We start from the raw sequence: 23,673 nt of genomic DNA on the forward strand, positions 1-23,673 counted from the left end.
TCATCAGCACAAGGAATCTGGTGATTTTGAGGAGTGGCTCACTTTTTCATCAGCACAAAGTATGTTTTTGGCTCACTATCAGATTAGCATAGGCACACGCCAATGACCCACATCACATAAACCGCATTTTGCTGCACCTCAGTGGGCACATTGAAGAAACGAACCACCCGCGGTGCTGTAACGATTAAAATGACAGCCAGGGCCAAGCCGGTGATGGCGGTGAGCACGTTAAAGTAGCGGGAATAACGGATGGCGTCATCCCGACGGTTTTCTCCCAGAAGGTTACCGATCATGACAGCCGCTGCACTGCCGATGCCCATGGCGGCCACAAAAAACAACCTTTCAATCGTCTGTGCAATTTGGTAAGCAGCATAGGCTTCAGTGCCTAAATGGGAATATGCTGCAACGTAAAGGGTCATGCCCAGCGCCCAGAAAAATTCGTTGGCCACCACCGGCAGCGATTTTACCACCACTCGGCGAGTAAAGGCCTTGGTAAAACTCAAGTATTCTCTGGCAGTGGCTTTCAGGGGATGTTCTGTGGATTGAATGGCGATAAGGATGATCACCATTTCCAGTAGTCGGGCAATCACGGTGGCGATGGCTGCTCCCTGCACACCAAGGGCAGGAAAGCCAAAGAGACCGAAGATAAGCACCGCATTTAAGCCGGTATTGAGACCCAACGAAATAGCACTGGCCCGCATGGGCATTTTAGCGTCTCCCACCGAGCGGGCAGCTGTGGCCAGGCAAATACTGACAGCTGTAAAGAGGTAGCTGAAACCCACAATGCGCAGGTATGAAGCCCCCAGCCTTACCACCTGGGGATCCTTCGAAAAAAGGGTGATGATGAATTCGGGCATAACCCAGGCCAACAGGTTGAACAGTGCACCCCCGCCCAGGCTGAATACCAGGCAGACGCCTGTCGCACGGTGAACGCTCACCCTGTCCTTCCGGCCCCAAAACTGGGCAGTGAAAATGGCACCGCCGCTGTTGATGCCGAAAAGCAGTAATATGAGGACAAAAAACAACTGGTTGGCCAACCCGACAGCTGTGATGCTGACTTCGTTAATCTGGCCAATCATCACCACGTCCACCATGTTAAGTGAGGAGGAAATCATATGCTGAATCGCCACAGGGATGCCCAGGACGAAAAGGGATTTGAAAAACACTTTGTCTTGAAACATTTCTTTCATTTGCAGGTCCTCCTCGGTGTCAGTCAGTAAGCCTTTCCATTACCCTTGGAGAGGCTTTTATTGCATATTTTTTGAGGATCAGGCGTCTTCACGGGTAAACACCATTCTAACTGCCCGACCTTCTTCACCCCAGGCAGTAATGTTCGTCATCTGAAGAACAAGAGAGCCGTCTGGTCGCTGGGAAAGCTTATTTCGCCAACCCCAGTCAGGATTGTCAGGCACCTCATAGGCATGATTAACCGTGAAGATACCCCATGCCTCTGGTACATTAGTGCATTGCACTGCTACTGTCTGATGCCAGCTGTCGTACCAGATCGCTCCATTTTCATTGAAGGTAAAATGCCCTTCTTTACGTTCGTTCTCATAAAACCAGGAATAATAAATGGCATGATTCTCTATGGTTAGTTCACATTGATATTTCGTGCTATCATTGCCTTCCGGGTCCAGCCATAACTCACCATTGCCAGACCACTTCGTACCTGCAAATTTAGACAGCCATTGTGGTTTCATATACTCATTCCTCCATTCAGTTTGATGTACATTGGTGAATCCCTTGTTATCTCACGAAGAATGATGGTTCTCACTTGTACATTTTAACATATACCCATCGATAGAGGGAGCGCTCAGTTTTAACTGAAGCCTTCATGTTGTCAATGAAGGATATAGTCATTTTGCCTGCCATAAGGAATTCTTAAGATTTTGATAAGTATAATTTAAAACTCAACTCCTTCTTTTGTGGTTAACTCATGATAGGGAGTTGATTTTATGTGTAGAAAAAGAAGAAAAAAGAGAAAGATTAATTACTTTAGGATTTGTATTTCAATTATTATTATTATTATTATACTGTTTTTGATGACTGGGGCTTATAAAAGCATCAGTCGCCTTATACCATTTGGTATGGGTATGGAAAGGTCATATGAGAAAATAAGCGCTCAATTATCAGATTCTGATGAGCAAAATATTCTGCCGCTCGTTGAACAGGAAGAGATTAACCTGAGTTTATTAAAGGGAGAACTGCATAGTCCCTATTCAATACTGGTGCGTCTGGCGGATCAAAGAATCGTTTCTGAAAATAGAAGTGAGGAAAGAATCTATCCAGCTTCACTTACGAAAATCATGACTGCAATAACAGCAATTGAGAACATTTCTGATCTTAAAGAACCGATAATCCTTCCAAAGAAAATTTTTTCTGACTTATATGCGGCTAATGCATCAATGGTTGGATTTTTACCGGGAGAGGAAGTCTCAGCGATTGATCTGTTATATGGAACAATGCTGCCTTCAGGTGCAGATGCGTCTATCGGACTGGCTATTGGAATTGCTGGTTCAGAAAAAGAACTTGCAATACTGATGAACAAGAAAGCAAAAGAAATTGGGATGAATGGAACACACTTTACAAATGTAACTGGTCTTCATGACGATCATCAATATACAACAGTAAAAGATGTTGCTATGTTACTGGAGTATGCTCTGAAGAATGGTACTTTTCGTCAGATTTTCACCTCTGAGCGTCATACTACTGCCAGCACCAATCTACATTCAGGGGGAATCACTTTTTACAGTACTTTATCAAAAAGAATTGATACTTATGAATTTGATGGTGGGAGAATTATCGGAGGTAAAACAGGTTATACTGATAAAGCCGGACTTTGTTTGGCTAGTTTGGCTGAGAAGAATGGTACTGAATATATCTTGATTACTGTAGGTGCAGGAGGCAATCCGTATACCGAACAGTATCATATCGTGGATGCATTCATGGTGTATGATAGTATCTAAAATTCGGTATAATAGAGATGTGCTTTTATAATGATGAAGAGGATGATAAGACATATGGGTATCAACGTTTTAGTCGTAGACGATGAACAGACAATCGCGGACTTGATTGAAGTATATCTAAAAAATGAAGGTTTCAATGTGCATAAGTTTTACAATGGGAAGGATGCTTTGGAGTGTGTTAGGTCAGAGCAACTGGATATCGCAATATTGGATGTTATGTTACCGGATATTGATGGGTTTACTCTGTGTCAAAAAATAAGGGGAAACTACAATTTTCCTGTCATCATGCTGACGGCGAAGGGAGAAGAAATCGATAAAATTACCGGACTGACGTTGGGTGCAGACGACTACATGACAAAACCCTTTCAACCGCTAGAACTTGTAGCACGCGTCAAGGCACAGTTGCGAAGGTTTACCAAATATAATTCTGGAAAATCATTACATGAAGATAAGATAATTGAGTTCTCGGGTTTGGTATTAAACAAGGATACCCATGAATGTATACTAAATGAAAAGCGCCTGGCTTTAACACCTACAGAATTTTCTATCTTGTGGGTATTAGCTTCCAAACGAGGGCGGGTCGTAAGTTCAGAAGAGTTATTCCAAGAGGTATGGGGTGACAAATATTTCAGCAACAACAATAATACGGTAATGGTACACATTCGACATCTAAGGGAAAAGATGCATGATTCTGCGGAGCATCCCAAATATATCAAAACCGTGTGGGGGGTAGGTTATAAAATTGAAAAATAATGGGAAAAAGATGTTAGAATTTGGACTTATCATCATTACAAGTGTTTTATTTTTTTTAGGTGTTATATGGCTGGTTGACCAAGTATTTAATGGAGTAGTTAAAGAATGGTTTCTAAATATATTTGTACTTGAACCTGAATACCCAAGTCGTGGAATGGTAGGAATATTGTTTAGGAGCTGGTTTGAGGTTAAGCAATTTTTCATAAATACTTTTTTGGTAGTGCTTATTATTTTAACCACGTGTATGTGTGCATCGGCATATTTTTATGAACGTTACAGAAGCAAAAAAGAGATTACCTTTATTAAAAACACAATGGTGTCCATCATGAATTCAAACAGCGATAGTATAACACTACCAGCAAAATATTCTGAAATAGAAACACAGCTTATCAAGCTTAAATCAATTACTCAAAGGCAACAGCAGCTTGTACAAACAGAAATGCAGAGAAAGAATGATTTAATTACTTATTTAGCACATGATTTAAAAACACCACTTGCTTCAGTCATCGGGTATTTGAGTCTTTTAGATGAAGTGCCAGAGATGCCGGTAGAGCAAAAATCGAAGTATGTTTCGATATCTTTGGAGAAAGCCTATCGATTGGAAGAATTGATTAACGAGTTTTTTGAAATAACAAGGTTCAATCTGCAATCCATTGTTTTAAATAAAGGCAAAATAAAACTTGCTTTTATGCTGCAGCAGTTAGCGGACGAGTTTTATCCGATGCTTGAACCTCAAGGCAAACAGGTAGCCATTGATGTCCCTGATGAGCTTAATCTGGTGGGAGATGCAGACAAACTTGCTCGTGTTTTCAACAATATTTTAAAAAACGCAATTGTTTACAGTTATGAAAGCAGTGTCATTGATATTTCTGCGACAAACGATGGAGAAAATATCACTGTTGCTTTTATCAATCAGGGTGAGCCGATTCCTGCCCCAAATTTAGATACTATCTTTGATAAGTTTTATCGTCTGGATTCTGCCCGCTCAACAAACACTGGCGGGGCTGGATTGGGGCTGGCGATTGCTAAAGAGATCATTACGGCCCATAATGGAACGATAACAGCGGAAAGCAATCTGGATCATACTATCTTTACTGTAAAGATCCCAGTATAAGTCCAATAGTACACATTATAGTAAAGATCCCTTAAAACATTTTCTTTAAATAATTTCTTGACAAAAGTGCGGGGATTAAATATACTCATAGTGTACTACATGAATTAACACACATAATGCACACAATGCACTCAACTGTCTGGCAAATTGGACGGCTGAAATCCATTGTAAAGAAGCCAATTTGCGAATAAGGAGCCCGCCATGCATAAGAAAAGAATAACAGAGAGGTTTCCGTTTCTTTTACCGATAAGAAAGGTTCAAAGAAAAATGTTCTTTTATACTCAAATGAAAATGGATTTTAACAAATACGCAAGAAAAATTTCGGCAGATCTTCTGGAACACACTGTTTTTTCGGCAAAATCAAAACTGATTAATTCAGACAGCGGGTATGACATTCGGTATCAAATCAACAAAATTGATAATCTCAAGCTGGTTGCAAACACCATGAATAAAATAATCATAGCGCCCAATGAAACCTTTTCCTTTTGGATGCTGGCAAAAAACGCTGAAAGCGCTGAGAAATATAAGGAAGGGCTGGTGATGGTGAATAACCAAATAGTGCCTCTGAAAGGTGGGGGGCTTTGTCAAATGAGTAATTTGCTGTTCTGGCTATTCATTCATACACCACTTACAATAGTGGAACGACATCCCCATTCAGCCGAAACAATACCTCAACCAAAGGGAGATATTCCTGAAGGCGTTGATGCAACAATAGCAGAAGGGTGGAAGGATTTAAAGGTGAAAAATGAAACGCAGGAAACCTTTCAGCTGGCCATCGAGTTTGATGATGAGTTTATCTATGGAACGGTGTTCAGCAATCAGCTTCAAGAGGTGATCTATACTGTCAAAAGTGAAAACTTGAAATATACCAGAGAAAATCAAAAAATATACCGATACAATCAAATATATAAAGAAGGGTATCACTTTTCAAAGAAAAATATGGTTTCAAGAGAGCTGGTTTTAGATAATAAATATGAAATTAAATACGACATAGAATCTGAGATAGAAATGATTGAATAGGGAGGGAGCGTCAATGGACAAAAAGACGGTGGCAGTCATCTTTGGAGGAGAATCTTCAGAGTATGAGGTATCATTAAAATCGGCAAGTGCCGTTATTGAGAACTTGGATAAAGAGAAATATGATGTGATAAAAATAGGAATCACGCGTGAAGGCCGATGGCTCAGATATGAGGGGAACATAGATAACATCAGGAACAATACATGGTTTTTGGATGACCATTGTAAAGAGGTCATGATTTCACCAGGTAAAGGGAATGAAAACCTCATTGAGGTGGAAAATGGAATGCTAACGCATACAAAAATAGATGTGGCTTTTCCTGTTCTTCATGGTAAAAACGGAGAAGATGGCACCTTGCAGGGGCTGTTTGAGATAGCAGGAATTCCGTATGTGGGCTGCAATGTAACGACGAGTTCGATTTGCATAGACAAGGACTACACACATAAAATTGTTGAATACGAAGGCTTTAACGTTCCAAAGAGTTTGGCGATTAACCACCAAACTCCCGAAGAAGAAATAGATGGTTTTGCGAAAGCGGTGAACTATCCTGTTTATGTCAAACCCGCACAGGAAGGTTCTTCCATAGGAATGACAAAAGCAGAAAACAGACTTCAACTGTTTCAGGGAATAAAAGAAGCGTTGAAATTTGATGAAAAAGTTGTGTTGGAAGAAATGATTCATGGTTTTGAGGTTGGATGTGCAATTTTAGGCAACGATGATCTAATTGTCGGGACGGTGGATGAGATTGAGATTCCTGGCGGATTTTTTGACTTCACTGAAAAATACACGCTAAAAAACTCGAAAATTCACCTGCCTGCAAGAATCGATCATGAACTCTGTGAGAGAATTAAGACAGCGGCAAAAGGCATCTATCAGGCATTAGGATGCAGGGGTCTGGCAAGGGTGGATTTGTTTATAGCCGAAAAAAACAGAATCGTATTTAATGAAGTGAATACGCTTCCCGGCTTTACGACAGGGAGCCGATTTCCAAACATGTTGCTTCATGCAGGAATGGAGTATAAGTGCATTTTGGATAAGTTAATTGAGCTGGGAATGCAGAGATAAGAAAATGAAGACAATAATTCTAAAAAAAGAAGATGTTTACAGAGGGAATTTAGTATTAATCAATAAAGAGCATTTGGTTAAAATGAATGAGGGAGAAACAGTCGCGAAGCTGGTGGCTGTCAGTGATAAAGATAGAAATCACTTAATCAATAGAGACGCAGCCAAAGCCCTTCAACATACTTTGGACGAAATAAATGCTCAGGAAAAAATCGTTCCGGTTAGTGCTTTTCGGTCAAAACAGCAGCAAACACACTTATATAGAAACGCCGTCAATGATCATGGGATTGACTTCACGCGAAAGTTTGTAGCTAAACCAGATGCAAGTGAACATCAGAGCGGGCTGGCAATTGACTTGGGAGAAAACAAGAAGAAGATAGATTTTATATGTCCTGATTTCCCATACCATGGTGTTTTTAATAGATTCAGAGCAGTTGCAAAAAAGATGGGATTCATCGAAAGGTATCAAGAGGGAAAAGAATCCATCACAGGAATTTCAAAAGAACCATGGCATTTCCGCTACGTTGGATACCCGCATAGCGTTATAATGGTGCAAAAGGATTTTGCGCTTGAAGAATATCATGATTTTATAAAAAACTATACATCAGCGGATAATAGCTACCGGTATGAGTGTGAAAACAAGGAGATCAAACTGTTTTTTATTAAAGCAACTGCTGCTGTACAGACGCTGTGTATCGGAGATGATGATCAATGTGAAGTATCTGGAAACAACCATGACGGCTTTATTGTCACGTTACACAGCTGTTCCGCCTAAGGGAAAGAAAAAAATTCCTGCCGAACTCATCGGCATCCAAAGAGGTGAAGCCATGTTACAACTGGATTTACGCAGTCGCCAGCCTATTTACGAGCAGCTCATCGAAAAAATCAAAGAACTCATCATCACTGAAGTCTGGCGCACCGACGACCAGCTGCCTTCTGTGAGGGCGTTGGCCCAGCAGTTGACCATTAACCCCAACACCATTCAGAAAGCCTACCGGGAACTGGAGCGGGAGGGGTTCATTTACACCGTGAAAGGCAGGGGAAATTTTGTGGCACCCATTGACATCACCATGCACCGGGAAAAGCTGGCCAAAATTCAGGAAGAAATTGCACGGCTTCTGGCAGAGGCCATGTACCTGGGCATGACAAAGGAAAAGCTGATGCACCTGGTGCATCAGGCGGCTGAACAGACAGGAGGGGAGCAGCAAAATGACTGAACAACACATAAAGACAGCAACAGCAGTTAGCACCACCCATCAGGAAGAGGAGACCACTCCACCGGTGATGATTCAGGTAGCGGCCCTCGACAAATACTTTGATAACTATCAGGCACTGAAATCCCTGGATCTTCAGGTAAAAAGAGGATCGGTTTACGGCCTGCTGGGTTCCAACGGTGCCGGCAAAACCACCTTGCTGAAAACCCTGGCAGGCATCTACCGGGAAGACGGCGGAAAAGTCACCGTCGATGGCGCACCGATTTTTGACAACATTTCCCTGAAGCAGCGGATGATCTTTGTTCCCGATGCCCTCTACTTTTTTCCCGGAGCCAGTATCGACGACATGGCCCGGTATTACCGAGAGCTGTATCCCCACTGGAACCAGCAGCGGTACGAAGCATTGGCACCGTTTTTTCACATGGAAACCCACCAGAAAGTGCATCAGCTGTCAAAGGGCATGCAGCGCCAGGTGGCCTGCTGGCTGGCCCTTTCCACCATGCCTGAGGTGATGATTCTGGATGAACCCCTGGACGGCCTGGATACAGTGATGCGCCAAAAGGTGAAAAACCTGTTGGTACAAGACGTGGCTGACCGGCAGATGACCATTCTCATCTCGTCACACAATCTGAGGGAACTGGAAGATTTTTGCGATCACGTGGGCATTCTCCATGAGGGGACCATTCTTCTGGAGAAAGAGGTGGACGAGCTGAAGCAGGATATCCACAAAATACAGGTGGCTTTTCGAAACCCACCGCCAGCCCAGGTGTTTGAGAACTTAAACCTGCTGCATCATGAAAACCGGGGAAGCGTGAACCTGATCATCGCCCGGGGAAGCCGGCAGACACTGCTGGAAGCTTTTCAGCCTCATCATCCGGTGATTCTGGATATGCTGCCCCTCACCCTGGAAGAAATCTTTATCTATGAAATGGGGGATCATGGCTATGCTGTCGACAACATTATCTTCGCCTAAAGCGACACAATCAACCCCGGTGCAAACCGGTACAGTATCATCCGGTCCCGTTCATGCCGGCATCTTTCGCCACACCCTGAAGCGCTTCGCCTGGATCGGCGGCGCCTATTTTATGGCTCTGTTTTTACTGGTGCCCCTACGGGTCATGATGACCCTGCCGGATATCAATGAAGTTGATTATTACGTACGCACTTTTGAACGGATGTTCAATTTCGACAGTGAACCCTTTCAAATTTTTTTGATCATGATGCTACCATTTTTTACTGCACTGCTGGTATTTCAGTACCTTCAGAACGCCACGGCATCTGATTTTCACCACAGTCTGCCGGTGAGCCGCAATACCTATTACTGGACCTATTTGACTGCCGGCTGGACCATGATTACCCTGCCGGTGTTGATCAACGGGTTATTCAGCCTGGTGCTGCAACAAACAACGGTCATGGGAAACTATATTACCCTTCAAGAGATCGGTACCTGGCTGGTCTCCACGTTGATGATGAACACTGCCTTTTACCTGAGTACTGTAGTGGTGGGCATGTTCACCGGCGTGGTGCTGGCACAGGGAATCTTCACCTATATCCTGCTGTTTCTTCCCGCCGGACTCATGCTGCTGGTGGCCTATAATCTGGAAGCGCTGGTATGGGGCTTTAATGCCACCAACTTCGGTCTGGAACGCATTTCTCAGTTTTCACCGCTGGTGCGTCTGGTGGCGATGGTTTATGAACCCCTGACATGGAATGAAGTGGCCGGCTATGGCGTGTTCATTCTGTTGATGACCCTGGCAGCTCACTGGCTGTACCAACACCGGCGCATGGAACGAAACCGGCAAACCATTGTGTTTCAGGGACTGAATCATCTGTTTCTTTTTGGCATCACTTTCTGCACCATGCTGGTGGGAGGGCTGTACGCCTACATGATTAACAGTGAAATGCCCTGGCTGTTGGTGGTTTATGGTGTCTTCTCCCTCATTGGCTACACCATTGCCCGGGCGGTACTCACCAAAAGCCTGCGGATTTTCAGCCGGCACCATTACCGGCAATATGGCCTTTACCTGGGGCTGGTGGCCCTGATGCTGGCGGGGATTCACTTCGACATCACCGGTTTTGAAAAGCGCATTCCTGAACTTGACCAGATTCAGGGAGCCTACGCCGGCAACTTCCCTTACTTTTTCTACTATGGCAGTGGTCAGACAGAAGGACTCTATCAAAGCCCTGAAAATCAGGAGCAGGTGCGGCGCATTCATGCCGACATCCTGGCCAATGAACCTCGCCAAGGCACCCGCAGCAACGACTATCGCAACATGACCCTGTTTTATCAGCTGCACAATGGCAAAGTACTGGCCCGCCAGTTTGCAGTGAATGAAGAGAACTATCAAGTTTACCTGACAGCCCTGAAAGAATCAGAAGAAGACAAACGCTTCAACTACCCGGTGCTGGCCCTTTCTCCCGGTGATCTGAACCAAATTATGCTGGAATCCCATGAGTTGCAGAAAGTGGCCTATATCCAGGACCCGGATGAAATGGCAGAGCTGCTGCACCTGGTACAGGAAGAAATCATGGCAGCCAGCTATGAAGAGCTGGAAGCCTGGCCTCCCAAAGGTGATATCCGATTTCATGTGAAGGCAAATGCCGCTCAAACCGTTGAAACCGTCACCACCCAGCCAATACCTGCTTACGCCACCACCGAGTATGGCTATGGCAACGCTGAAATGAACGTGCACCGTCTGCCTGCCTTTCAAAAAGTGGAAGCCTGGCTGAAAGAAAAAGGCTATTACCAGAAAGCCACCGTCACAGCAGATGACATTCACCAGGTGGCGGTGCAGCGGGTGATGAATGAGACGGAAATGGAACCCATCGACCGCACCTGGAACCTGAACCTGCAGCAAAGCCTGATCGTCGAAGATGCAGAATCCATTGAAGAAAGCCTGGCGCTTTATTCCACTTCATGGATGAATCGCCACGCCTACCCCGTCTACATGGTAGCCTTTTTCGACCACTCAGGCCGCCAGGTGTTCATGGGCACCTTTGATGAAACCTTCCTGCCGGAGTTTGTTCGGAATGCTGCTCTTTAAAGGACATCATACTAAGTGAGTGAATTGCATATTTCGCTTTTTGATGAAGCTTAGACATGACATCACTCAGGTCAATCTGTGAAAGAATCAGTTCCAGTTTTGTCGGCGGAGAAAATGTTTCCATTTCTTCGAATGAGAATAGGGTTTCTTGTCGAATATATACAATGAGGGTTCATTCCTTTCTCTGTGAAGTGTGTTGGTTCGCACTTATATACTTCGACAGAGTGGGGTGAACCCCTTTTGCTTATGAAAAAAGGGGCTCATTTTTCAAGGTTTTTGGTAATGTGAAATTGACGCATGTCAGAATATCGGTTGATTCTTAAAGAATTATTAAGAATGTCGTTCGTTTTTTTAAATGCTTACAGCGATTAAAAAGAGCCATCAATCCGATGTTTTTGAGCCACCTTGCGCATGAATAAGAGCCACCCTGGTGATGCTTGGAGCCACTTTCAAATGGCCAAATGCGAGAGGGTGCCGGCAAAGCGCACTTTGCTTTGCCTTTACAAGGCACCCGGCTCGCATAGAGGCCCCGCCCTTTGGGCCGTTGCCCGCCTTTTGCAGCCATTCGATTTAGCTGAAAGTCCTTTCGCGGACACAGTAACCTGATCAACCACTTCACCTACATCGCGCCCTTAAAAGCCCATGGTTTTAGACCTTTTTCTTGTCGATCCCCATCCATTCCAGCATGGAAACCTGACCATCAATGAAAATGGTATGGGAGTCATATACAATACTGTCCAGAATGGCATCTGCCAAGGTCATCTCGCCAATATACCCTGATGCTCTGGTCATGAACAGACTGGCTCTGTTTCATGCTCAATGTGGCTCTAATTCATCACACTGGTGGATCTTTTGCGAAAGAATACCCATTAAAGAATTGCAATGTATAATGAAGTTTCAATTAATGAACCGGTCATTTATAAGGGGGATTAACATGAAATTTTCCAGAAAAAAAAAGATTATCATAGGAATGGTAGCTGTTGCTCTTGTGTTAGGGGGAGGAAGTGTAAATGCTAAGCTTAACTCCGCTGCTAACAGTGGGGTAGCTATAAGTGTTTCCGATGTTGTCAGAAAAGACATAAAGTCTACTTTAACGCTTAGGGCACCGCTTGAAGGAACCGAGAGTGTCGAAGTGGTGTCAAGGCTTCACTATGAAATACTTTCCATTGATGTTAAGGAAGGAGACAAAGTGGAAAAAGATCGGGTGCTTGCTGTACTTGATGCAAGCCATCTTGAAGAGGAAATAGAAAAACTTAAGGACAATGTTGAATTGTTGCAGATTCGGAATACGGAAGGAAAAAGCAGCAAGGACACTTCGGCGACCTTGGCAGAGCAAAGGCTTAAGGAAGAGCTGGAAGGTAGCCAAAGGAGCTACGAGTCTGCATTGGAAATGTATGGCATAGCTAAAAACAGATACGAAAGCACAGCGGTATTATACGATTCAGGAGGGGCAACCAAGTGGGATCTTACGGACAGGGAAAATGCGCTTAATGAGGCTAAAAGAAAGGTCGACGCCTTTCATGTGATCGACGGCAAGGTCCAGGCCACTGACGCACAGTTAGCAGAGATAAGGAATGCAACAGAATATTTGAACAATGCTTCAGAGGCAAAAAGTATAGAAATAGCCAAGAAAGAACTTGAAAGAAAACAAAAAGAGCTGGAGGACTGCAAGGTTAAAAGTTCTATACAAGGAACCATCACCAGGGTTAATGCAAAGGTGGGTCGTTTTGCTGACGAGATAGACGATAAAAATCCGATGTTTGTCATTGAAAATATCGACACCCTTAAAATGGTGGCAAATGTAAGTGAATATGATATAGGGAAGATGGAAATAGGCCAACAGGTTAAAATAAGCGCAGATATTTTAAATGGTGATGAAGTTGACGGCATTGTTTCACGGATCAGTCCTACAGGAGAGCAAAAACAGGGGTCAAACGAGAGAATAATTCCTGTTCAAATTGATGTGACTGGCGACACAAAGGGACTTATTGCCGGAATTAACGCTTCTGCCAAGGTTGAAACGGCTGTTGCTCAAAATGTATTGGTTATTCCCTTTGAGGCACTGATAGATAATGGGGACGATACATACAGCATTTTTGTTCTTCAAGAAGACAGAACCATTCAAAAATTAAATGTGTCGCTGGGAGTGGAGGATGTGTTGGAGGTTCAGGTCATATGCGACGAACTTAAAGAGGGAGATAAGGTTGTGATGAACCCTCATGTCTCTATGACAGATGGAATGAGCGTGATTGTGAATGAGTAGCATGATAAGAATTGAAGATCTCAGCAAAGTATATGATACAGGCGCTGTTCAGGTTCATGCATTACGAAATGTGAGCCTTTCAATAGAAAAAGGAGATTTTGTTGCCATCATGGGTCAATCAGGCTCTGGAAAATCAACACTTATGAATATTATCGGCTGTCTTGACAGGCCCACAAAGGGACTTTACCAGCTGGATGGCATGACGATTTCTGAAATGGAAAGCAGTGAGCTTTCTTCCATAAGAAACAAAAAAATAGGCTTTGTTTTCCAATCATTTAACCTGATTCCCCGAACATCTTCCCTTAAAAACGTTGAGCTGCCAATGATATATGCAAAGATAGGGAAGAAGGAAAGGCGGGAAAGAGCCATAGAACTGCTGGAAAAGGTAGGCTTGGGAGAAAGACTTCATCATATGCCCAACGAAATTTCAGGAGGTCAGAAGCAAAGGATAGCCATTGCAAGGGCGCTTGCCAATAAGCCGGCAATCATTTTAGCTGACGAACCCACGGGCAATTTGGATACTTCTTCTTCTGAGGAAATTATGAATATTTTTACAGAGCTTAACAAGGAGGGAGCAACTGTCATCGTTGTTACCCACGAGGATAGCATAGCCGAATACACCAAAAGAATTATAAGGTTTCGTGACGGGCAAATGATTGAGGACAGAAGGAGGGAGGCTGAATAATGCTTATTTTAGAAAATATAAGCCTGGCCTTTTCTTCTATCAGAGTCAATAAAATGCGCTCCTTTCTGACAATGCTTGGAATGATTATAGGAATAAGCTCTGTTATTTCAATCGTTTCACTAGGGGATACAATGAGAAGCGTTATTGCTGATGAATTTGAAAATATCGGTACAACGCTGGCCTATAGCTATATTATGTCTGAAAGCGACTATTATAGTTCCAACGAGACCTACACTTATGAGGATATAGAGAATATAAAAGAGGCTTTTGGAGATCAGGTGGCATATATAAGTACGGGAGCCCGAGCTTCTGGAAAAATTCAAAACGGGAAAGTGATTAAGGATGCAACCCTTGAAGGATTGGCAGAAAACCCCGAGGTGTACAAGCAGTTGAACATGATGCACGGGAAGATGTTCTCCAATAACGATATTAAAAATTCAAGGCCCTATATCATTATCGAAGATACAACAGCCGAGGAAATCTTCGGAACAAAAAATGCTTTAGGTAAAATGTTGAGAATTCAGGTTAACGAGAATCTGTTGGAGTTTACTGTTACGGGAATTTATCAAAACAATGATTCGGCTCTTAAAAAGCTCTTGGGTGGCAGTCAAACAAGAGCCGTAACCTATGTTCCTGAAACAGTGATAACAGAAAAAGATGGCTGGTTTTGGAGCATTGAGATAAGTTCTTCAAAAGAGATAAGTGTTGAGGAATTTAAAGCAAAGTTTATCAACTATGTGAGCAGGTCAAAAGGAATAAAGCCTGAAAATATAAGATACTATACTGCCGAGGAAGAAATGAAATCCATTGATGGTATGATGAGCACACTTTCCCTTGTCGTAGGAGCCATTGCAGCGATTTCCCTTGTGGTTGGAGGCATCGGAATTATGAATATTATGCTTGTTTCCGTTACCGAAAGAACGAGGGAAATTGGTATTAGAAAAGCACTTGGAGCAAGAATGGAGGATATTCTTCTTCAGTTTCTGGTGGAATCTGCCATCATTTCAGCGGCAGGAGGAATGGTAGGTACGATACTTGGAACAAGTGTTGTCGCAATAGGCAGCATGGCCTTTGGAATAACTGCCATTGTTAAGCCCCAGGTGGTTTTAACCGCTGTTGTTTTTTCTGCCATGGTAGGCATTTTTTTCGGACTTTACCCTGCAAGGAAAGCAGCAAAGGCTGACCCTATCGATGCACTTAGATACGAGTAAGACAGGTGCAAAAAAGGCTTTGTGTATCTAGAAGATAGTAAAAAATGCTATCTTCTTTTTTTTTCATCTGCGATCCGACCCGGATCCATCCGTTACCAGGTACTTCGATCCATTTACCGCATGTTGCTGCTGTCAGAATGCTCCTTTGCCAGGTTCTCAAAGATTTAACGTCATATTTACACTTCAATTGGGTAAATAGCCTATAATAAAAGGTAAACGTCCTGCCAGACAGAAAAAGCAGGTGAAGTTCAAAAGGAAACAGTGGGGCGACAACCGATGAGGGTTGCAGAGATTGGAGGCGGCTGATATGCCGGAAACCCGTAAAAAAGCAGTGATGAGTGCCATCGACATTGGTTCTTACTCACTGAAAATGAAAATCGTGGAAGTGGACGAAGACGGCCAGGTACACACCATCGAAAAACTGTCGAAGCCTGCGTCTCTTGGGCGGGATACTTTTTCAATGGGTAAGGTGAGTTACGAAACCGTTGAAGAAGCCTGCGACATTGTCACCGGTTTCCAGCGCCTCATGCAGGAATATCAGTCGAAGCACTATCGGGCGGTGGCCACCAGCGCCATTCGGGAGGCCCAAAACAGAGATTACCTGGTGGATCAGATTAAGCTGAAAACCGGCCTGAAGGTGGAAGTGCTCACCAATGCCCAGGAGCGCTTTCTCACCTATAAAGCCATTCGGGAGAATCTGCCTGATCATAAAACCATTCGAAAAGATGGGGTCATGGTGGTGGAAATCGGCTCCGGCAGCATTGAAATGTCCCTTTACCACCAGGGGGCCCTCCAGCGTACCCATAATTTAAAACTGGGGCATTTACGTCTCAGGGAGGTGCTCTCCACCCTGGAGCAGCGCACGCAAGATTTTCCCAATTTACTGGAAGAATATGTGGAAAGTCACCTGGATATTCTCCGGTTCATCCGTGAACGTTACCAGTTGAACCACTTCATAGCGCTGGGAAGTGAAATGAGAACCATCAGCAAACTGTGCAATCAGACTGATCAGGCAGACCGGCTCAGAACCATATCCATGGAGGCATTCACCCGGTTTTACCGGGAAATGGTGAAAAAACCCACTCCTCTGCTGGCCCGGGACTACGGGCTGCCTTCTGATATGGCCGCCACGCTGCTGCCTTCCATGATGGTACTGAAAAAATGTGTGGAAATGACCGACGCCCAGTGCCTCTACACCCCGCTGGTGTCGCTTGCCGACGGCATTGTTGCTGATTTCATCGATCAGCGCTTCAAGACCAACCGTCAGCAGGAATTTTTGGAAGATGTGCAGGAGCTGGCGTTGGGGCTGGCTCGCAAATACCATGCCGATATGAACCATGCCGCTGATGTGGAAACAAAATCCATTGCCATTTTCGATGCCCTGAAAAAAACCCATGGAATGAAAGAACGGGAAAAATACCTGCTTCGTCTGGCGGCAAAACTCCACGATATCGGCAAGTTCGTCAATCTTAACAAACACTACATTCATTCCTACAATCTGATCAAAGCTTCTGAAATGCTGGGAGTGACAGAGGAAGAGCAGGACATCGTGGCCAATGTGGCCCGGTATCATTCCAGCCAGATTCCGCAACAGTCCCATGAAAATTATTGGCACATGCGGGCTCGCAACCGGGTGATCACTGCCAAACTGGTGGCCATCATTCGCATGGCCGATGCCCTTGACCGCAGTCACCGGCAGAAAATCAGCGGCTTGAGCATCGCCATGAAAGGCGAGACCATGATGATTAAAGGAGAATCGGTGGAAGAAGCTTTGCTGGAAGAATGGACCTTCGAAGTGAAATCTGAGTTTTTTCAGGAAGTGTTTGGCATTCGCCCCCAACTTAAAGTGAAAAGGAAGATGGCCCATGCAGAAAATGCCTGATGAAATCACTTACCACAGCGACCATTTCATCAACCGGGAGCTGAGCTGGCTGGAGTTCAACCACCGGGTGCTGGAAGAAGCCCGGGACAAAAGGAACCCCATTTTTGAGCAGATGAAATTTTTGGCCATTGCCAGTTCAAACCTGGATGAATTCTTCATGGTGCGGGTGGCTTCACTGAAAGAACAGGTGAATGCCGGCTATGATAAGGCAGACCCTTCGGGACTTACTCCCAAACGCCAGTTGAAGCAGATTTCCATCCGGGTACATGAAATGATCAACCACCAGTACAACACCTATAACAAAAGCCTGCTGCCCCGGCTGAAAAAGAGGGGGTTTCGCATTCTGAAAGAAAAACAGCTCAGCCGGCAACAACGAAAATATGTGGAAGATTACTTTCGCCAGCAGATCTACCCTGTTCTCACCCCCATGGCAGTGGATTTTTCCCGCCCCTTCCCCCTCATCCTCAACCGCAGTCTTAATATTGCCCTGCTGGTGAAGGAGAAAGGGGAAGAAACCCCCACTTTTGCGACGGTACAGGTGCCGGCCATGCTGCCCCGTCTGGTGCCCCTGCCATCAGAAGCGCCGGAGGGCGTGGAATACATGTTGCTGGAAGAAGTGATGATGCTCTTCCTCCAGGAACTGTTCACCAGCCACCGGATTCTCTGTGCCCACCCCTACCGGATCACCCGCAACGCCGACCTTTCCATTGAAGAGGAGGAAGCCAAAGACCTGCTCATGGAGATTGAAAAATCCGTGAAGCGGCGGCGCTGGGGAGCGGCCATTCGTCTGGAGGCTGACGCCCGCATGGATCCGCAGCTGTTGGATATTCTTCAGGAATCTCTGGAGATTCATCGGGGCGAAATATACCTGGTGAACGGCCCCCTCGACCTGACATTTCTCATGAAAGCCTGTGGAACCCCGGGCTTTGATCACTTGAAATATCCGAATTTTGAACCGGTGATGCCTCCGATTTTCAGGGAAGAAGCATCCATTTTTCAGATCATCGCTGAAAAAGACCGGTTTCTTCATGTGCCCTACGACAGTTTTGAGCCGGTGATTCGCTTTGTGCAACAGGCCGCCGAAGATCCACAGGTACTGGCCATCAAGCAGACCCTTTACCGGGTGAGCGGCGACTCACCCATCATTAAGGCCCTGGCAGAAGCCGCCGACCGGGGTAAGCAGGTAACGGTGCTGGTGGAAGTCATGGCCCGGTTTGATGAAGAAAACAACATCCAATGGGCAAAGCAACTGGAAAAGGCCGGCTGTCATGTGATTTATGGCCTGGTGGGGCTGAAAACCCATTCCAAAATCACGCTGGTGGTTCGACGGGAAGAAGACCGCATCAAGCGTTACCTTCATCTGGGCACGGGCAACTACAACGATTCCACCGCCCGCCTCTACACCGACATGGGCATTTTCACCTGCAGAGAGCAATATGCGGCAGAAGCTTCCTCTTTTTTCAACATGCTCACCGGCTATTCCGAGCCGCCGGATCTTTTCAAACTCACCGTGGCACCCCTGAACATGCGAGAGACGTTTAACCGTCTTATCCATCAGGAGGCTGAAAATGCCCGTCAGGGCAAAAAAGCGATGATTCGGGCGCAGATGAACTCCCTGGTGGATCAGCAGATTATTGAAGCCCTGTATGATGCCTCCCGGGCTGGGGTGACCATTCAACTGCTGGTGCGGGGCATTTGCAGTTTGCGCCCCGGTCTTCCCGGCATCAGCGAAAATATTACTGTGCACAGTATTGTGGGCCGATTTTTGGAGCATCCCCGCATCTTCTATTTTGAGCAGGATGGCCGGCGTCCCGTCTATCTTTCCAGTGCCGACTGGATGAGCCGAAATCTTGACCGGCGCATTGAGCTGCTGTTTGAGGTGGAAGAACCGGACATTAAGGCACAAATTTTGGAAGTGATGCGGATACTGTTCAATGATACTCTGAAAACCCGGCTGCTGCAGCCGGATGGCAGCTACCTCCGGGTTGACAAACGGGGCAAGGAGCGGCTGGAAGCCCAGCTGTACTTTTGTGAGCGGGCCCGGGTGCTGGAAAAGGAACACCGGCGGCAACAGGAGGCAGCGATCACCTTCGAACCCATTTTGTCCAGTGAGGCACTGAAGAAGGAAACACCCTGATGGTAGTGCAGTGTATTTGTCAGACCTCATGATTGGCAAAACGGAGAACAGTGGTATAATAGGTGTCATCAATCCTTGTGACAAAAAAACGGCGAGAACCACCAAGCGCTGCTAAGAACCACCAAAAGCCGGTAAAAACATCGGTGAGAGGATACAGAGAAGAGGAAAAGTCATGAACCAGAAAGTCGCCATCATTGACCTGGGGTCCAACTCAGTGCGTATGTTGATGATGAAAATGAACGAAGACGGCTCCTACAAAATGCTGGATCAGGTGAAAGACATGGTGCGTCTCAGTGAAGGCATGGGAGAGGAAAACACCCTGAAACCCCTTCCCATGAAACGCACCATGCATACCCTGAACCTGTTTAAAAAGCTCATTCGTGTACACCAGGCAGACCGGGTGATTCCCATTGCCACCGCCGCCGTGCGCAACGCTTCCAACCAGGCTCTGTTCCTGGAAAAAGTCAGTGCGGAGACGGGCTTTGATTTTCGGGTGGCCACCGGGGAAGAAGAGGCCTGGTACGGCTACATGGGCGTCATCAACACCATGAAAGTGGACTCCTGCGTGATGATTGACATCGGCGGTGCCTCCACCGAGGTGGTTTGGATCGAAAAGCGTCAGCTGAAAAAAGCCGTGTCCTTTCCCTTTGGGGCAGTGACCCTGACAGAGAAGTTCCTGGGAAAAGAAGCCATTACCCCTGAAAAAGTGAAAAAAGTGGAACACTATGTGAAAAAGCACATAGAATCCCTTGACTGGCTGAAACCGCTGAAGGGATACCCGGTGGTGGGATTGGGGGGCACCATCCGAACCCTGGCAAAAATGAACAAGTATAAAATCGGCTATCCCCTGGAAAGCCTCCACAATTACCAGATGCGGGATGACGAAGTGGAAGCCCACTATCAGCAGGTGACCCGGGGCACCCTGGCAGAAATTCGGCAGATTCCCGGCGTGAACAAAGACCGTTCCGACATCATTGCCGCCGGCGTCACACCCCTTTGGGCGTTAATGAAAACCATTGGAGCCAAAAAACTCATGGTGAGCGGCAACGGCCTGCGGGAAGGCGTTTTCTACGAGCACTATCTGAATGAAACCCAACATCAGGGGGGCTTGATCGAAGATGTCACCTTCCATTCGGTGGACAATACCCTGAAAAACTTTGAAATGAACCTGAGCCACTGTCATCACGTGAAAAAGCTGGCCCTGGCCCTGTTCGACCAGACCCGGGAGCTCCACGGGCTGGGCGAAGCTGAGCGCCGCCTGCTGGCAGTGGGATCCCTTCTCCATGATGTGGGCATGTACATCGACTATTACAACCACCACAAGCACGGGTTTTACCTGAGCCTCAATGCCCGCCTCAATGGGCTGCGAAACCGGGAGCGGGTTATTTGTGCCTTTGTGGTGGGCATGCACCGGGAAGCCAATTTAAAGGAAGACTGGCAGGCCTATGGGATGCTCATTGACGACAAAGACCTTGATATCATCCGAAAACTCAGCCTTTTTGTGCGCATTGCTGAAAAACTGGACCGGAGCGAAACCGCCAGTGTGCAAGACCTGGTCTGCTATGTCAGCGACAGCGATGTGCAGGTGCTGGTGAAAACCACCAACAGCCCAGAGTTGGAAATCACCACAGCCATGGCTTTTCAGAAAGACTTCAAAAAACTCTTTGGCCGAAAACTGTATATTGTATAATCCGATCACCCATGAGGCAAAAGGCCTGATTCCGTGGGTTGATTCTGAGATTTGAGAAAAATATTTTAAATAACGCAGACATTTGCCCCGATAATCCGTTATAATTGTGAAGGGTAGTGAAAACACTTTTTTTGTTGTGGGCATTTTACCAAAAGGGGAATGTCCTGCACATGAAACAAAGAGCACGGAAGAGAAAAACAAGCGGCAGCAGGCATCGTGCACCATGCAACAGGAAATGGCAATCAGGCAACAAACGTGACTGTTGTGACATCGGCTTGAACCGAAACAAAAAATGGAATGTTCTTATGTGACATGGGATGTTGCCATAAGTGGTGTCATGAAACAGGTAAAAAACAGAAGGAGTGTTGTGACAATGAAGAAGCGCGTATTGGCAATGGTATTGGCAGTTCTGTTACTGTCTGTGGGATTTGTTTCCGCAGAGCCCACACCGGCGGGAGCTTACTGGCTGGAGATGAAAACCATCTATGAAGAATGGCAGATCATGGAAAGTGAGTCAGATCTCACACTGACCATCAGCATGCCCGGCGAAGAGCCCATCACGGCGAATGTGAAAATGACAGGGGTTTCAGATCTTGACACCTTTGTGACACAAAGCCGCATCGAAATTGAAGTGGTGGGAATGGACCTGGAGATTCCTGTGATTGAAATGTACACCCAGGGAACAGACCTGTACTTCAACGCAGAGCCCATCCTCTATTTTGCTGCCCTGGCAGGAGAAACCTTTGAGCTGGAAGAAGATTTTGTAATGCTGCAAAGCGGCGACACCGGTATGAAGCTGGACCGTGGTTTTCTGCTGCAAATTCTGGAATTTGTGGAAGGCATGGAACTGGATTTCGAGTTCAACATGACCCTGGAAGACGGCGTGTACCATCTCGCCATGACGGCCGACGAAATGGTCGACCTGTTTAATGCCTACATGCTTTATGTCATGAGCAATATGGATGAAATGATGGGCATCATGGGAATGCAAGATGAAATGGAACTGACAGAGGCTGAAAAGGCCGAAGTCCTTGAAATGTACCAGCAGATGGTGGTTCCCATGCTGGACATGGCAAAAGAAGCCATAGCCGGCAGCACCTATCACCAGGCCACCACTTTTGAAGAAGATGTCTATGCAGAAGCTGGCAGCCTGTTCCTCACCACCCCCTTTGGCAACTTCAGCCTGGAAATGGTGAGCACCGCCAGCAAACTGGCAGAAGCCAACATCCAATTGCCCACCTCAGTAAAAGTCATCACTGAAGATGATTTGACCAACATGATGATGGCCGGCATGATGGGTGGCGCAGGCATGGAGACCGCAGATTACCAGGTGGCCGCCATCATTGACCCCAGCGAAGGCTACTACTTCCGAATGGAAGATTTTGAAGAGGGAGAAGTCGTTATCGAATTTTCGCCGGATGGCCGTTCCTACATGAGTGTGGCCGCTGCTGTGGAGATTTTCGGACTTGACCTGGAGCCCTCTGATGAAATGATGCTGGTGAAGGATCTTGAAAACTTTGGGTATGAAGTGATCTGGAATGCCGACATCCGCATCATCGAAGTGCATTACCAGCAAGTGCAGTAGTCACACCCGCTACAATTAAAACCGCTCGGAAAAGCGTCTGGCTAAACAGCCATTCATCGCTTTTCCGGGCGGTTTTTTTTGTTTGGTGGCGCGAGAATTATGACGTGATTTGAGATGCAACTTCTCAAATTGGATGGACGGACGTTAAAATGCATGTGCAAGATGAAAAGTCAGAGATACATGCTCTTGCTTGATAATGTGCAGGACTTTTCCCACAAGGGAAGAGTCCTGTGATGAAATGGGCGGTGATTCCGGTGCATGGAGTAACTTGTATTCCAAGGAATGTTTTGACTGCTGGCAATAGGCAAAGACGATTTGATGATGAAGCCGAAGGGCTGCCAGGTCGCCCGGCTGCGGGCGGGCGTGCAGCTGAATCAGTGCCAGATCGTTGCGGCGCATGCCGGTGTGGAGCAGCTGGTCTTCATCAATCAGCAGCAGCATACAAGCTCCTTGAAGAAGCGATTTGTTGATGGGAGCAAAACCCTTTAGCAATTGCTCAAAGGGCACTGGCTCATTCGACTTTGGGTTTGAAATCACCGGGAGCATCATGGTGACAGTACTCTCCTCATGAGATGGTGTACCAGCCCCTGTTGTTTCAGCAGAGATGCTCGACGGGGCATCAGACCCATGGGGGGCAGGTCTTTTGGCAACAAGCCAATGGGCAAATTGAGTGATTTCTTTTTTTTCGTCATCGTTTAATGGGTAGGGCATTGAAAGGAGGGTTTCAGAAGAGGATGAAGAACCGTTCATCAACCAGGCAGGATCCACGCTAAACGTATTTACGATTTTTCGAATGGCGGCAGCGCTGGGAACTGAACGACCCCTTTCCCAGTCGGCAACATTTCCCTGGGAAGAGCCGAGGGCTTCCGCAAACTTTTGCTGGGTAAGTTTGTTGGAGAGACGAACCCGCTTAATGCGCTCAATGAAGTCATCCAATACAGCCACATCCATTCGGGTTAATTTTGTTTGACAGTTATCGTACATACGATTATACTGGTGTCAGAGTGTAATTTATTACTATAACAATTTTATCACAACCTTTCAAATCC

The 23,673-nt window shown here is 45.9% G+C and carries 20 protein-coding genes; 16 read left to right on the plus strand and 4 right to left on the minus strand.

Annotation, left to right across the window (positions count from 1 at the left end):
* Window positions 1–83 precede the first annotated feature (83 nt).
* Window positions 84–1,190: an MATE family efflux transporter gene (locus QOL74_RS09190; RefSeq protein ID WP_283409174.1), complete on the minus strand. Its 1,107-nt coding sequence runs from the start codon at window positions 1,188–1,190 to the stop codon at window positions 84–86.
* Between the two features lie 78 nt (window positions 1,191–1,268).
* Window positions 1,269–1,700 (minus strand): DUF1579 family protein, encoded by a 432-nt coding sequence (locus QOL74_RS09195; protein ID WP_283409175.1) that lies wholly within the window; start codon window positions 1,698–1,700, stop codon window positions 1,269–1,271.
* A gap of 255 nt (window positions 1,701–1,955) precedes the next feature.
* Here QOL74_RS09195 and QOL74_RS09200 point away from each other — a divergent pair, with 255 nt between their 5' ends.
* The 9 genes from QOL74_RS09200 to QOL74_RS09240 all read left to right on the plus strand — a co-directional run bounded on the left by QOL74_RS09200 (window position 1,956) and on the right by QOL74_RS09240 (window position 11,171).
* Complete coding sequence (locus QOL74_RS09200) at window positions 1,956–2,966, plus strand: D-alanyl-D-alanine carboxypeptidase family protein (protein WP_283409176.1); 1,011 nt, start codon at window positions 1,956–1,958, stop codon at window positions 2,964–2,966.
* A gap of 54 nt (window positions 2,967–3,020) precedes the next feature.
* A complete protein-coding gene (vanR, locus tag QOL74_RS09205) occupies window positions 3,021–3,719 on the plus strand; it encodes a VanR-ABDEGLN family response regulator transcription factor (protein ID WP_283409177.1) in 699 nt (232 codons plus the stop codon).
* Window positions 3,709–4,833, plus strand: a complete 1,125-nt coding sequence (locus QOL74_RS09210) for a sensor histidine kinase (RefSeq protein WP_283409178.1) — start codon at window positions 3,709–3,711, stop codon at window positions 4,831–4,833. The genes vanR and QOL74_RS09210 overlap by 11 nt, the downstream gene beginning before the upstream one ends.
* Window positions 4,834–5,034: 201 nt before the next feature.
* Window positions 5,035–5,853 (plus strand): glycopeptide resistance accessory protein VanW, encoded by an 819-nt coding sequence (gene vanW, locus QOL74_RS09215; protein ID WP_283409179.1) that lies wholly within the window; start codon window positions 5,035–5,037, stop codon window positions 5,851–5,853.
* Between the two features lie 13 nt (window positions 5,854–5,866).
* Complete coding sequence (vanG, locus tag QOL74_RS09220) at window positions 5,867–6,916, plus strand: D-alanine--D-serine ligase VanG (RefSeq protein ID WP_283409180.1); 1,050 nt, start codon at window positions 5,867–5,869, stop codon at window positions 6,914–6,916.
* Window positions 6,917–6,920: 4 nt separating this feature from the next.
* Window positions 6,921–7,688 carry a D-alanyl-D-alanine carboxypeptidase family protein gene (locus tag QOL74_RS09225; protein WP_283409181.1) on the plus strand — a complete coding sequence of 256 codons (768 nt, stop codon included), beginning with the start codon at window positions 6,921–6,923 and terminating at the stop codon, window positions 7,686–7,688.
* Window positions 7,689–7,740: 52 nt separating this feature from the next.
* Window positions 7,741–8,130, plus strand: a complete 390-nt coding sequence (locus QOL74_RS09230) for a GntR family transcriptional regulator (RefSeq protein ID WP_283409182.1) — start codon at window positions 7,741–7,743, stop codon at window positions 8,128–8,130.
* Window positions 8,123–9,100, plus strand: coding sequence for an ABC transporter ATP-binding protein (locus tag QOL74_RS09235; RefSeq protein ID WP_346771738.1), 978 nt, complete (start codon window positions 8,123–8,125; stop codon window positions 9,098–9,100). Before QOL74_RS09230 ends, QOL74_RS09235 begins: the two co-directional genes overlap by 8 nt.
* Complete coding sequence (locus tag QOL74_RS09240) at window positions 9,072–11,171, plus strand: DUF6449 domain-containing protein (RefSeq protein WP_283409183.1); 2,100 nt, start codon at window positions 9,072–9,074, stop codon at window positions 11,169–11,171. The genes QOL74_RS09235 and QOL74_RS09240 overlap by 29 nt, the downstream gene beginning before the upstream one ends.
* A gap of 648 nt (window positions 11,172–11,819) precedes the next feature.
* Here the strand turns inward: QOL74_RS09240 and QOL74_RS09245 are convergent.
* Entirely contained in the window at window positions 11,820–11,963 is a 144-nt protein-coding gene (locus tag QOL74_RS09245) for a hypothetical protein (RefSeq protein ID WP_283409184.1), read from the minus strand.
* Window positions 11,964–12,105: 142 nt separating this feature from the next.
* Here QOL74_RS09245 and QOL74_RS09250 point away from each other — a divergent pair, with 142 nt between their 5' ends.
* The 7 genes from QOL74_RS09250 (at window position 12,106) to QOL74_RS09280 (ending at window position 22,624) form a co-directional block, all read left to right on the plus strand.
* On the plus strand, window positions 12,106–13,434 hold the full coding sequence (locus tag QOL74_RS09250) for an efflux RND transporter periplasmic adaptor subunit (RefSeq protein ID WP_283409185.1): 1,329 nt from the start codon (window positions 12,106–12,108) through the stop codon (window positions 13,432–13,434).
* A 1-nt stretch (window position 13,435) separates the two neighbouring features.
* A complete protein-coding gene (locus QOL74_RS09255; protein ID WP_430383868.1) occupies window positions 13,436–14,119 on the plus strand; it encodes an ABC transporter ATP-binding protein in 684 nt (227 codons plus the stop codon).
* Complete coding sequence (locus tag QOL74_RS09260) at window positions 14,119–15,330, plus strand: ABC transporter permease (RefSeq protein WP_283409187.1); 1,212 nt, start codon at window positions 14,119–14,121, stop codon at window positions 15,328–15,330. The genes QOL74_RS09255 and QOL74_RS09260 overlap by 1 nt, the downstream gene beginning before the upstream one ends.
* A gap of 307 nt (window positions 15,331–15,637) precedes the next feature.
* Window positions 15,638–17,212: a Ppx/GppA phosphatase family protein gene (locus tag QOL74_RS09265; RefSeq protein ID WP_283409188.1), complete on the plus strand. Its 1,575-nt coding sequence runs from the start codon at window positions 15,638–15,640 to the stop codon at window positions 17,210–17,212.
* The gene (locus tag QOL74_RS09270; protein WP_283409189.1) at window positions 17,196–19,349 is read left to right on the plus strand and encodes an RNA degradosome polyphosphate kinase; all 2,154 of its coding nucleotides are present in this window, start codon (window positions 17,196–17,198) and stop codon (window positions 19,347–19,349) included. Before QOL74_RS09265 ends, QOL74_RS09270 begins: the two co-directional genes overlap by 17 nt.
* A 172-nt stretch (window positions 19,350–19,521) precedes the next feature.
* Window positions 19,522–21,039 carry an exopolyphosphatase gene (gene ppx, locus QOL74_RS09275; RefSeq protein ID WP_283409190.1) on the plus strand — a complete coding sequence of 506 codons (1,518 nt, stop codon included), beginning with the start codon at window positions 19,522–19,524 and terminating at the stop codon, window positions 21,037–21,039.
* A gap of 373 nt (window positions 21,040–21,412) precedes the next feature.
* Entirely contained in the window at window positions 21,413–22,624 is a 1,212-nt protein-coding gene (locus QOL74_RS09280) for a hypothetical protein (protein WP_283409191.1), read from the plus strand.
* A 144-nt stretch (window positions 22,625–22,768) separates the two neighbouring features.
* Here QOL74_RS09280 and QOL74_RS09285 read toward each other — a convergent pair whose 3' ends face one another.
* The gene (locus tag QOL74_RS09285) at window positions 22,769–23,560 is read right to left on the minus strand and encodes a helix-turn-helix domain-containing protein (protein WP_283409192.1); all 792 of its coding nucleotides are present in this window, start codon (window positions 23,558–23,560) and stop codon (window positions 22,769–22,771) included.
* Window positions 23,561–23,673: the final 113 nt, after the last annotated feature.

It is taken from the genome of Anoxynatronum buryatiense (assembly GCF_900182905.1).
Lineage (GTDB): Bacteria > Bacillota > Clostridia > Peptostreptococcales > Tindalliaceae > Anoxynatronum > Anoxynatronum buryatiense.